Raw genomic sequence first — 11,619 nt, forward strand, 5'->3', positions numbered from 1 at the left:
GAAAGGGAATGTAATGAAAGTCTTGTTTCTAGTGCAGAAAGAACAGCGCGCTATTCTGGATCGCTTGTACGAAGGTGTGGCCGAACACTGCGACTGTGACATTCGTTGGTTGAGCAGCGATGAGCAGCGCAACCTGCGCGGTTACTTCCGGCGCGAGGTCGACGTGACCCGTTACGAGCGCATTGTGTTTTTCCTGCGCTTTAAGCAAGAGATCCGCCAGGCCGGGTTTATCCGCACCCTGCCGAACCTGGTGATTCTCGAGCACGACGCTTACCAGAACTACATTCCCTGCAAATACACCGGCAAGTTCAGCGCCCATTACCGTCGGCTGCCCTGGGCGCGGGTAATCAGCTCGGGCTTCATGGTGACCGAACGCCTGCGCGCCGAAGGCTTTGATGCGGTATTCGTGCCCAAAGGCTATGACCAGTCCCTGTTGCAGCCCCAGGACCGTGAGCGGGATATCGAACTGGCGTTTGTCGGCAGTACCAACAGCGTGGCCTATAGTGGTCGCAAGGCATTGCTCGATGAGCTGGCACGGGTTGAACCTTTGGTGGTGACGCGCACCAAATCCGGTGAGGAATATTGTGCGACCCTCAACCGGATTCGCTTTTTTGTCAGCGCCGATGTGGGCATGGGCGAGTACATGATCAAGAACTTTGAAGCCATGGCGTGTGGCTGTGTATTGCTGGCGTTCGATCAGGGGGCCGAGGAAAACGCGGCCTTGGGGTTCGAGGACATGGTCAATGTGGTGTTCTACAAGGACATCCCGCAGTTGCAGGAAAAACTCGCCGTGCTGCGGTCCAACCCGCAACTGGCAGCAGATATCGCGCGTAGTGGGCAAGCGCTGGCAGTCAGCCAGTTCAGCTTTGCGCGTATCGGCCAGCGCATTGTCGAAGCCCTCGAGGCGCCGCTGCGGCCCCGTGCTCCCTTGAACGTGTTGGAAAGGTTGCGTCTGAAGTTGGGCGTTTGATACGGGCCAAATGGCCACAAATGATGGCTATATGATATTATCGAGGCGTTAATGCAATTCTCCGATCAAAGCGACATAACGCTCGTGGTGACCAGTTGCGGTCGCTTCGATTTGTTGAAACGCACGCTCGAGAGCTTCGATCTGTTCAATACGGCGGCGATACGTGAAGTCTTCATTACCGAAGACTCCGGCGACGACGCCGTGCGCCATGCGGTTCCGGAGCACTGGCACAGTCATTGCACTTTCCTGATCAACCGCCCGAAACTTGGGCAGTTGGCGTCCATCGACCTGGCTTACGAGTCGGTCAAGACCCCCTACATATTCCATTGCGAGGATGACTGGGCGTTTTATCGACCGGGCTTTGTCGAGGACTCCAAGACGGTGCTGGAGCAGCGGCCCGATATTTTGCAGGTGTGGCTGCGCAACTATGTTTATGACTTGCAGGTGCACAGCCCCTATATCCATTTGGGGCCGCGTGAAGTGATTGGCGGGGTGCCGTGTTATCCCCTGCTGTCCGACAAGCCTGAGTGGCAGGGGTTTTCGCTGAACCCCGGGTTGCGACGCATCAAGGAATATCGCTTGTGCGCGCCCTATGCCGGGTTCGGAGGAGAGAAGGGGTTATCCAAGCGTTACGCGCAGCTGAACCTGGCGGCCGTGACTCTGGAAGGCGATGCGGTTTTGCATACCGGTTTCGGTTTGCATGTGGCGACGGCGGAAGAGCGCTTGACCAAGGCGCGGCGCAAGCGGCGAGAGCGGATCAAGCTGGCGGCCATGCTGGTACTGGGTGTCGGTATAGGCTGGCTGATCCATTAAGTAACTACGACAAGCCTTCACAACGCCGCAAAAGGTCATTTTTTCGATGAGTATCCTCAATATCATGTGGGCCGGTGGTTCTGCATTCGCCTCAGTGCAGAAGGTCCACCAGCAGATACTTTCCCACGCGGTTTGCCGTGCACCGATCACTACTTGGTTGCTTCAAGGTCGCTCACAGGAGAGTGAGCCGGCAGTGGAGTGGAACCTCTCTTCCGCCCGACTCAAGGGCAGGCATCTTTGGAAGTTATTGATGCCCTGGATGCGCGCGCGTTTCCAGAAGGCGTTGCCGGACGATCTTGAAGTTGTCTTACTCGACGGCGTAGGCGTGGCCCGGGTGATGTTGCCGGTGCTCAAGCACTTGCCACATGTGCGCGCCGTGGTTGTGTTTCATGGCGTCACACGCATGCGCCGGGCGGACCAGAAGCTGTTTGCGCAGTTTCCGGCGGCGCAACTGACCCTGGCGGCCGTGTCGCAAACCTTGGCTCACTCGATCGAGCGTTTCCTGCAACGGCCCGTGACGGTGCTGCGCAGTGCGTTTGACCCGGTGGCGTTTCGTGCCGCCGCGCTATCCCGGGCGCAGGCGCGCGCTCGCCTGGGCCTGCCGTTGGAAGGCTCGCCCGTGCTCGGGGCGGTTGGCCGATTGGTCGACGGCAAGGGGTTTGGTTGTTTGCTGGACGCGTTCGCCGCTGTGTCGGCGGATCAACCGGACGCGCGCCTGGTCATTATCGGCGAAGGAGACGCGCGGCCTGCGCTTGAGGCGCGTATCGCACAGCTTGGCTTGCAGGACAAAGTTTCGCTGCCGGGTCATCTGCCGGACGCGGCGACGCTGTACCGGGCTTTTGATTGGGTGGCCATTCCGTCGACGCAAGAAGGTTTGGGGTTGATCCTGCAAGAGGCGGTAATGGCCGGGGTTCCGGTGCTGACCAGCGAATTGGCCGTGTTCCGCGAGCAGTTGGCGGACGCCGGCTGGTACGCCCCTTCCGATGATGCGCAGGCTTGGGGTCGTCTGATGGAGCGTGCGTTCGCCACGTCTGTCGAGGGCGTGCTCGAGGCTCAGTCACGTGCATTGGCGCCGGAGCAAGCCTGGAAGGACTTCAGCGAAACCTCCCAGCGCCTGTTTTCATGCCGCTAGCAGCGCTTGCTCCAGTGCTTGCATTGGAAAGCGTTCGTTCAGCTTCTCGCGCGCAATATAACGTGCGAAATGTTGCAAGTTACGCCGTGCGAGCTCCGGGTTAAGCGGTGCGCGCAAAAAGCGCATGTCCGCGACGTCAATCAGCCCCATTTCGTTATCAGGTGTGACAACGATATTGCCCAGGTGCAGGGAGCGGAAGTAAATTCCCGCGCCATGCAGGCGGCGGATCAGCGCCACCAGCGGGTCGAGGTTCGATAACCAGTCAAAGCCTTCCTGGTTGGAAATCTGGCGCAGCGTCTCGCCCGGCAGCGGGCGATACAGCACGGCAGTCATGCCGGGTGCAGCCAGTTGAAAGAACGCGAGGACGGTCAAGGTGGGGATGCCGCGCTGTTGCAGTTGCGCCACGTTGTCGATGAAACGCTTGGAGTAGGGGCGAAACAGCGCCGAGGAGAACAGGCGCTTGCGGCGAAACAGTTTGAGGATATTCCCGTCGGCCAGCAGGTAGACTTTGGGGCCGTAGCTGTCCTTTTCGAGGATTCGGGCACCTTCAATCATCGCGTTTAAATCGGCTTGGGGAAGCCTTGAACATTGCATCGTCGGAAAGCCTTGTGGGGAGTCGCGGGCACAGTGATCGGTAATAATGCCGAAAGTTTTGGGTTTTAACCATGCCGGGTTGGCAGGTTGCACGTATTCAGGAGCGGGTGATGCAAGCAAGTCGTTGGGCGCAGGTATGGATGATTTTCGGGTTACTTTGGTTTTTGCTGGCAATTGCCTTCGCGCCGACCAACAAGATTTATCAACAAGGCTTGACCCTGTTTCTGTGGTTGCCGGCCATGGTGTTTGCCTGGTCGGCCCGTGAACGCCTCAAGGAAGTCTGGCGTGAGCAGCGCTGGATCTGCCTGATGGTGGCGGCGTTGGCCATCTGGGGCGCAATCAGCCTGCTGTGGACCAACGCCCAAGACCCGTCGCGCGAGGCCAAGCGCCTGCTGTATATCGGCGTGTTCCTGCTGTTTTTTCCTGTGTTTGCTTGCGGGCGCACCGAGCAAGTCATCCGTGTGATGCAGTGGGGTGGTTTCGGCCTGGCCCTGTCTTCGCTGGTGACGATCATCAAGTTCTATGGCCTTGAACATAACGTCTGGTATGCGCGCATCGAGGGCTTGGGGCAGTTGTCCCATCCGATCCTGGGCGCCTATGTGATTGGCCTGGCCGCCGTCTGGTTGCTGCACTGGCTGCCGCGTGGGCGCTGGATGCAGGTGGCGTGGGCAGTGTCAATCGCGCTGCTCGGGCTCTTTGTGGTGCTCAGCCAAAGCCGCGGTGCCGCGCTGGCCTTGCTGTTGACTGTCGTGGCGATGCCGGCCTGGTGTCGTGACCGCCGTACCGCGGTGATTTCAATCGGGGCGGTGATTGCCGCGCTGGCGGTGTTCTTCGCCATGCAATCGCTGGTCATGTCTCGGGGTGTCTCTTACCGACCGCAGATCTTCATGGCGGCCGTCCAGATGATTTCCGAGCGCCCGTGGACCGGCTTGGGCCTGGGTGGCGACTACAAGGTGTTTGCCGACGGCATTTATTTCGACCACGCCCACAACCTGTTCTCCCACGTCGCGATCGAGCTGGGCCTGCCCGGCCTGCTGTTGTGGTGCGGGCTGTGGTTCGGCGTGTTGTGGCAAGCCTGGAAGGCCCGCGACACGCTCTACGGCAAGGGCATCATCGGTATGTGGGTGTTTTCGTTCCTGGCCATGCAGTTCGACGCGGCCAGCCTCACGGGCACCCCTCGGGCCGAGTGGTTTATCTCGTGGCTGCCGATTGCGCTGGCCAGTGTCTTGGTCTGGGCTCGGGCCAACCCCGACGCATGTGATAAAGTTCGCGTCCTACCCAATCAGTGAGCTCGACACATGAGTGACGCACCGCCCAAAGCGGACCAGGAATCCAGCCTTAAAATTTATTTGAGGCTGCTGGGCTATGTGAAACCTTACATCGGCATGTTCATGCTGAGTATCGTGGGCTTCGTGATCTTTGCTTCCACCCAGCCGATGCTCGCCGGGATCCTCAAGTACTTCGTGGATGGCTTGAGCAACCCCGACGTGGTGTTCCTGCCCAACATACCGTTGTTCAAGGACCTGAAGCTGCTGATGGCCGTGCCGCTGCTGATCATCCTGATCGCCGCGTGGCAGGGCCTCGGCTCGTTCCTGGGCAACTACTACCTGGCCAAGGTTTCCTTGGGCCTGGTGCATGATCTGCGCGTGCAGTTGTTCAACAAGCTGCTAGTACTGCCCAACCGTTATTTCGACACGCACAATTCCGGGCACCTGATTTCCCGCATCACTTTCAACGTGACCATGGTCACCGGCGCCGCCACGGATGCGATCAAGGTCGTGATCCGCGAAGGCCTGACGGTGGTGTTCCTGTTCGGCTACTTGCTGTGGATGAATTGGAAGCTGACCCTGGTGATGCTGGCCATCCTGCCGCTGATCGCCGTGATGGTTGGCAGCACCAGCAAGAAATTCCGCAAGCAGAGCAAGAAGATCCAGGTGGCAATGGGCGACGTCACCCACGTGGCCTCGGAAACGATCCAGGGTTACCGCGTGGTGCGCAGCTTCGGCGGCGAAAGCTACGAGGAACGCCGTTTCGCCGCCGCCAGCCAGAGCAACACCGAAAAACAGATGCGCATGACCAAGACCGGTGCGGTTTACACGCCAATGCTGCAGTTGGTGATCTACACCGCAATGGCCGCCCTGATGTTCCTGGTGCTGTTTTTGCGCGGAGACGCGACGGCGGGCGACCTGGTGGCCTACATCACCGCCGCGGGCCTGTTGCCAAAGCCGATCCGCCAGTTGTCGGAAGTCAGCTCGACGATCCAGAAAGGCGTCGCCGGTGCCGAGAGCATCTTCGAGCAGTTGGATGAAGAGCCGGAAGTCGACAGTGGCACCGTGGAGCGTGATCGCGTCAGCGGTCGCCTGGATGTGCGCAACCTGAGCTTCACCTATCCGGGTACCGAACGCGAAGTGCTGAAGAACATCAGCTTCACGGCCGAGCCTGGGCAGATGATCGCCCTGGTCGGGCGCTCAGGCAGCGGCAAGTCCACGCTGGCCAGCCTGATCCCGCGTTTTTACCATCACGAAACTGGCGACATCCTGCTCGATGAAGTGGAGATCGAAGACTACCGCCTGCGCAACCTGCGCCGGCATGTGGCCCAGGTCACGCAGCACGTCACGCTGTTCAACGACACCGTGGCCAACAACATCGCCTACGGCGACCTGGCGGATGCCCCGCGCGCCGACATCGAAAAAGCCGCCACCGATGCCTACGCCATGGACTTCATCGCCGAACTGCCCCATGGCCTGGACACTGAAGTCGGTGAAAACGGCGTGCTGCTGTCCGGCGGCCAGCGCCAGCGCTTGGCCATTGCCCGTGCACTGCTCAAGAATGCCCCGCTGCTGATCCTGGATGAAGCGACTTCGGCGCTCGACACCGAGTCCGAGCGTCATATCCAGGCCGCGCTGGACAAAGTCATGAAGGGCCGCACCACCTTGGTGATCGCGCACCGACTGTCGACCATCGAGAAAGCCGACATGATTCTGGTGATGGACCACGGTGAAATTGTCGAGCGTGGTACACACGTGCAACTGCTGGCCATGGGCGGCTATTACTCGCGCCTGCACGCCATGGGCCTCGATGAGCCAGTAACGGCCAACATCACCTGATGGGCCGGGGCGCGCAAAGCGCCCCGGATTTTGTATCAAGCCCCTTACAGGCTTGACCAAAGCCAAATAATTCCCAGCCTGGCGTTTGTTATGTTGGCCTTCTCGATTCGAATGACGAACGAGAGGGCTAACCTTCTTGCGTGGGTAATGGAATGCTGCAACGTCTGTTCTGGAAACTCCTTCCCAAACCCCAGCGGGTGTTTCTGCTGGGGCGATTGCCCGTGGTGGATCGCCAGGCGGTGAATAAATCCCTGTCTGGCGTGATCGCGCTTCCCCGCGCGTTCGAACGGCACCAATGCGTATTTATTCACGTGCCAAAATGCGCTGGCAGCAGCGTCTGCGCGGCGTTGCTCGATGGGCGCTGGCCGGGCCACCTGCCGTATTACTGGTATCAGCAGCAATTTCCCGAACACTGCGCACGCAGCTTCAAGTTTGCCTTCGTGCGTGACCCGCTGGAGCGAGCTTACTCGGCCTATACCTACTTGCGCAGCAACAATATGGGCGCCCGCGACCTGCACGCCCAGGCATTGGTGTGCAGCTACCGCGACTTCGATCATTTCGTCGCCGGCTGGTTGCACTCGGACAACCTGCGCCGCCAGCTGCACTTTGCTCCCCAGACCGACTTCCTGGTTGATCACATGGGCGCCATGGCCATGGATTTCCTGGGCCGCCAGGAATCCCTGGCGCAAGACTTCGCACGGTTGTGCGAACGCCTCGGCGTGACGTCGTCGCTGCCCCATCTCAACGTTTCACTCGGGCGGCGCAGCGAGCCGGTCAGAAACTTCTGCACCCTGCGTACGCGTCGCCTGGTCCGGCGTGCCTATCAGCGTGACTACGAGGTCCTGGGTTATGAATAATCCGTCGCTCTCCCAGGCTGGCGCGTCCATTCGGCCCTTTGCCCTATCGCTGCCCGTGGCCGCGCGGGCGGCGCTCAAGCACCAGCAGCCTTGCTGCCTGTGGCTGACGGGGTTGTCCGGGTCCGGCAAGTCGACCCTGGCCAATGCACTGGAAGTGCAGCTCAATGAGCAGGGCCGGCACACCTTCGTGCTCGATGGCGATAACGTGCGCACAGGGTTGTGCAACGACCTGGGCATGAGCGATGCGGCACGCAAGGAAAACATCCGGCGTATCGGCGAAGTGGCGCGGCTAATGGTCGACGCGGGATTGATCGTGATCGTCTCGGCGATTTCTCCGTTCAGCGCCGACCGCGCGACGGCCAAGGCACTGTTCGCTGAAGGACAGTTTCTTGAGGTTTACATCAGCACCCCGTTTGATGTGTGTGCGCGGCGCGATCCCAAGGGCTTGTACCGCGCGGCGCTGGACGGACGCATCAAGGCCTTCACCGGGCTCGACAGCCCCTACCAGGCGCCGCTTGCAGCCGATTGCGTGATCAACACCGATGAGGTGGAGCTGGCGGATGCAGTGGCGCATGTCCTGGGGGCTCTGTTCAAAAAATGAGCAGATTTTTCGTCTGATGCATCCCGGATAAAGCTCTCGAACTAGGCGGCGCTCACCCTGTGCTAATATCGCGCCCCTGTTCATTTTGTATGTGGGTTGCTCCATGAAGTTGTCCATGCCGCGATTCGATCAAGCCCCTGTCTTGGTGGTCGGCGATGTCATGCTCGACCGTTACTGGCATGGTGGTACCTCACGGATTTCCCCTGAGGCGCCGGTACCGGTAGTCAAGGTCGAGCAAATCGAAGACCGTCCAGGTGGCGCTGCCAACGTTGCCCTCAATATTGCCGCCCTTGGCGCCCCGGCCTCACTGGTCGGCGTGACCGGCGACGACGAAGCCGCCGACAGCCTGGCCAACAGCCTGCGCGGTGCCGGCGTGCGCGCGCTGTTCCAGCGCATTGCCCATCAGCCGACCATCGTCAAGCTGCGGGTCATGAGCCGTCACCAGCAATTGCTGCGTATCGATTTCGAAGAACCCTTCGCCACCGACGCCCTGGCCCTCAGCGGTCAGGTCGACGAGTTGCTCGAAGGCGTCAAGGTGCTGGTGTTGTCCGACTACGGCAAAGGCGCCTTAAAGAATCACCAGATGCTGATCCAGGCCGCCAAGGCTCGCAACATTCCGGTATTGGCCGATCCCAAGGGCAAGGACTTCTCGATTTATCGCGGCGCCAGCCTGATCACGCCGAATCTCAGCGAGTTCGAAGCCATCGTCGGCGGTTGCGCCGATGAGCACGAACTGGTGACCAAGGGCGCCGCGCTGATGGCCGACCTCGACCTCGGCGCCTTGCTGGTAACCCGTGGCGAACACGGCATGACCCTGCTGCGCCCTGGCCACCCGGCGATGCACCTGCCGGCACGCGCGCGCGAAGTGTTCGACGTCACCGGCGCCGGTGATACCGTGATTTCCACCCTGGCCGCTTCGATTGCGGCCGGCGAAGAACTGCCCCACGCCGTGGCCCTGGCCAACCTGGCGGCGGGCATCGTGGTGGGCAAGCTGGGGACCGCGGCCATCAGCGCGCCCGAGCTGCGCCGTGCGATCCAACGCTCCGAAGGCTCGGAGCGCGGCGTGCTGACCATCGAGCAATTGCTGCTGGCGATTGACGATGCCCGCGCCCATGGTGAAAGCATTGTGTTTACCAACGGCTGCTTCGACATCCTGCACGCCGGCCACGTGACGTATCTGGAGCAGGCCAGCGCCCAGGGCGATCGCCTGATCGTGGCGGTCAACGACGACGCGTCGGTCAGCCGCTTGAAAGGCCCCGGCCGCCCCATCAACAGTGTCGACCGGCGCATGGCGGTGCTGGCGGGTCTGGGCGCGGTGGACTGGGTGATCAGCTTTTCTGAAGCGACCCCGGAAAACCTGCTGGCCCAGGTCAAGCCGGACGTGCTGGTCAAGGGTGGCGATTATTCCGTCGACCAGGTCGTCGGCGCGGACATCGTCAGCGCCTACGGCGGCAAGGTCAAAGTCTTGGGTCTGGTCGAGAACAGCTCGACCACCGCCATCGTCGAGAAGATCCGCAACCATGAGTAAATGGGTGCTGATCACTGGCGGCGCGGGCTTTATCGGCTCGCACCTGGTCGATGCGCTACTCGCCAAGGACTACGGCGTACGGGTGCTGGATAACCTGTCCACCGGCAAGCGCGGCAACCTGGCGTTGGACAACCCGCGCGTCGAGCTGCTGGAAGGTGATGTGGCCGATGCGGCACTGGTGGCCCGTGCCGCCGTCGGTGCAACGGCGGTGGTGCATCTGGCGGCGGTGGCTTCGGTACAGGCCTCGGTGGATGACCCGGTCAGCACGCACCTGAGCAATTTCGTGGGCACCTTGAATGTCTGCGAAGCCATGCGCAAGGCCGGTGTCAAACGCGTGGTGTACGCCTCCAGCGCAGCGGTGTATGGCAACAATGGCGAAGGCGCTTCGATTGATGAAGAGACCGTCAAGGCACCGTTGACGCCTTATGCATCCGACAAATTGGCCGGTGAGTATTACTTCGACTTCTACCGCCGCCAGCATGGCCTGGAGCCGGTGGTCTTCCGCTTCTTCAATATCTTCGGGCCGCGCCAGGATCCCTCATCGCCGTATTCCGGCGTGATCAGTATCTTCAGCGAGCGCGCGCAGCAGGGCGTGCCGATTGCCGTGTTTGGCGATGGCGAGCAAACCCGTGATTTCATGTACGTTGAAGATCTGGTGGATGTGTTGGTGCAGGCTATTGAAGCGCCAGCGGCGCCAGTGGGCGCAATCAATGTAGGCTGGAACCGTACCACCACGCTCAAGCAGGTGCTGCAGGCGTTGGAAGAAATAGTCGGTACGTTGCCGGCGGTGACTTATGGGCCGGCGCGCTCTGGGGATATCCGGCATTCGCGGGCGAACAACCAGCGGTTGCTTGCCAGCTTTACGCTGCCCGAGCCTACCCCCCTGAAGGTGGGCCTTGAGCGCTTGCTCAAAGGCTGAACGCAATTAAATGTGGGAGCGGGCTTGCTCGCGAATGCGGTGTATCAGTCACTGAATACTTGGCTGACCGACCGCCTTCGCGAGCAAGCCCGCTCCCACAGTTGGATCGCGGTGTGTCAGGTTATAAGCAAGCGGCTTCAGGCCTTGGCTTTCTTCTTCGGCACAATCTTGCGCAGCACCCGCTGTGCCAGGCGCTTGAGTTTCGATTCCTTCTCCGGCGCTGCCAGGCCTTGCTGGCGCAGCCAATCCTTCCAGCGAATCCGCTCCTCCCGCACCAGCCAGCCTTCCTGCCGGGCGAAGCTTTCCGCCAGGTACAAACCCCGTGTGCTCGCCGGGTACAGCTGGTCTTTCTTGACGGTGTACAGCTCGGCCACGGGTTGGCCGTCTTTGAGCGGCATCAGGTACAGGTCCGGGCGCTGGCGGTCCAGGCGCGCGACCAGTTGGTCACCCTCCAGGCGCTCGTCCACATGGAACAGGCTCAGGGATTTGGCTTCCTTGGGCACTTCCAGGCGCAGATCGTAGATCAATTGCAGCGATGCGGTAGGCAGGTGCACATAGGCGCGTGGGCGTTCAATCAACTGCGTGGTGGCGCATCGCACCGGGCGGGCCGCACCCGACAAGGGGCTCAGGCGAAAGGGCAGGGCTTCGCGGTAGTGCAGCGCAGCGGAGTAGGGCGCCGGCAGCCAGGTGTCGTTGAAGCGCCCGCCGAGCCAGCCTTCCGGGGTTTCCAGCAGGCACTCTTCGGCGATTTCCTGGATGGCGGTGTGCAGCGGCAGGTTCAGTTCATGGGCAGGCACATAGCCGGAGATCAGCTTGAGCACCACATCGCCACGGTCCTGGCGGCGCTGGCGGACCAGCACCCAGTAATCGCGGTTCTGCCAATGCAGGGTCAGGCGCACCGACACCCCGAGATTGGCCAGTTCCAGGGCGAAACGCTCGGGATCGGCGACGTCCACCGGCTTGCGCCGTTGCAGGGTCTGGGCAAAATTGAGCGGCATGCCGACGCTCTGGTAACTCAGGCCTTCCGGGGTGGCTTCGACGTGCAGCGGCAGTGTCTTGAAGTTGCTGGGGTTCTTTCTTATGAGCGTTCGCGGCATG

The 11,619-nt window shown here is 61.1% G+C and carries 11 protein-coding genes; 9 read left to right on the forward strand and 2 right to left on the reverse strand.

Features of this window, described 5'->3' with window-relative positions:
* Nucleotides 1-13 precede the first annotated feature (13 nt).
* From H0Z09_RS04500 to H0Z09_RS04510, 3 genes are read left to right on the forward strand one after another with little or no spacing between them, the layout of a single operon-like run.
* Nucleotides 14-970, forward strand: a complete 957-nt coding sequence (locus H0Z09_RS04500; RefSeq protein ID WP_186687800.1) for a glycosyltransferase — start codon at nucleotides 14-16, stop codon at nucleotides 968-970.
* A gap of 51 nt (nucleotides 971-1,021) precedes the next feature.
* The gene (locus H0Z09_RS04505) at nucleotides 1,022-1,783 is read left to right on the forward strand and encodes a glycosyltransferase family 2 protein (RefSeq protein WP_076951819.1); all 762 of its coding nucleotides are present in this window, start codon (nucleotides 1,022-1,024) and stop codon (nucleotides 1,781-1,783) included.
* A gap of 46 nt (nucleotides 1,784-1,829) precedes the next feature.
* Nucleotides 1,830-2,915 (forward strand): glycosyltransferase, encoded by a 1,086-nt coding sequence (locus H0Z09_RS04510; RefSeq protein ID WP_186687806.1) that lies wholly within the window; start codon nucleotides 1,830-1,832, stop codon nucleotides 2,913-2,915.
* On the opposite strand, the gene H0Z09_RS04515 is transcribed toward H0Z09_RS04510, so the two are convergent.
* Complete coding sequence (locus tag H0Z09_RS04515; protein WP_076951821.1) at nucleotides 2,904-3,509, reverse strand: toluene tolerance protein; 606 nt, start codon at nucleotides 3,507-3,509, stop codon at nucleotides 2,904-2,906. The genes H0Z09_RS04510 and H0Z09_RS04515 overlap by 12 nt on opposite strands.
* A gap of 110 nt (nucleotides 3,510-3,619) precedes the next feature.
* On the opposite strand from H0Z09_RS04515, the gene H0Z09_RS04520 reads away from it, so the two are divergent.
* From H0Z09_RS04520 to H0Z09_RS04545, 6 genes are all read left to right on the forward strand, one after another.
* A complete protein-coding gene (locus H0Z09_RS04520; RefSeq protein ID WP_186687808.1) occupies nucleotides 3,620-4,798 on the forward strand; it encodes an O-antigen ligase family protein in 1,179 nt (392 codons plus the stop codon).
* Nucleotides 4,799-4,807: 9 nt separating this feature from the next.
* Entirely contained in the window at nucleotides 4,808-6,616 is a 1,809-nt protein-coding gene (gene msbA / locus H0Z09_RS04525) for a lipid A export permease/ATP-binding protein MsbA (protein WP_076951823.1), read from the forward strand.
* 152 nt (nucleotides 6,617-6,768) lie between these two features.
* The gene (locus tag H0Z09_RS04530; RefSeq protein ID WP_186687813.1) at nucleotides 6,769-7,473 is read left to right on the forward strand and encodes a sulfotransferase family 2 domain-containing protein; all 705 of its coding nucleotides are present in this window, start codon (nucleotides 6,769-6,771) and stop codon (nucleotides 7,471-7,473) included.
* Entirely contained in the window at nucleotides 7,466-8,074 is a 609-nt protein-coding gene (gene cysC, locus H0Z09_RS04535) for an adenylyl-sulfate kinase (RefSeq protein ID WP_186687817.1), read from the forward strand. The genes H0Z09_RS04530 and cysC overlap by 8 nt, the downstream gene beginning before the upstream one ends.
* Nucleotides 8,075-8,177: 103 nt before the next feature.
* The gene (hldE, locus tag H0Z09_RS04540; RefSeq protein ID WP_186687820.1) at nucleotides 8,178-9,602 is read left to right on the forward strand and encodes a bifunctional D-glycero-beta-D-manno-heptose-7-phosphate kinase/D-glycero-beta-D-manno-heptose 1-phosphate adenylyltransferase HldE; all 1,425 of its coding nucleotides are present in this window, start codon (nucleotides 8,178-8,180) and stop codon (nucleotides 9,600-9,602) included.
* Nucleotides 9,595-10,521, forward strand: coding sequence for an NAD-dependent epimerase/dehydratase family protein (locus H0Z09_RS04545; RefSeq protein WP_186687823.1), 927 nt, complete (start codon nucleotides 9,595-9,597; stop codon nucleotides 10,519-10,521). The genes hldE and H0Z09_RS04545 overlap by 8 nt, the downstream gene beginning before the upstream one ends.
* 137 nt (nucleotides 10,522-10,658) lie before the next feature.
* On the opposite strand, the gene H0Z09_RS04550 is transcribed toward H0Z09_RS04545, so the two are convergent.
* The gene (locus H0Z09_RS04550) at nucleotides 10,659-11,618 is read right to left on the reverse strand and encodes a metal ABC transporter ATPase (protein ID WP_186687826.1); all 960 of its coding nucleotides are present in this window, start codon (nucleotides 11,616-11,618) and stop codon (nucleotides 10,659-10,661) included.
* Nucleotide 11,619 lies beyond the last annotated feature (1 nt).

It is taken from the genome of Pseudomonas sp. SWRI18, assembly GCF_014268345.1.
Classification (GTDB): Bacteria; Pseudomonadota; Gammaproteobacteria; order Pseudomonadales; family Pseudomonadaceae; genus Aquipseudomonas; species Aquipseudomonas cedrina.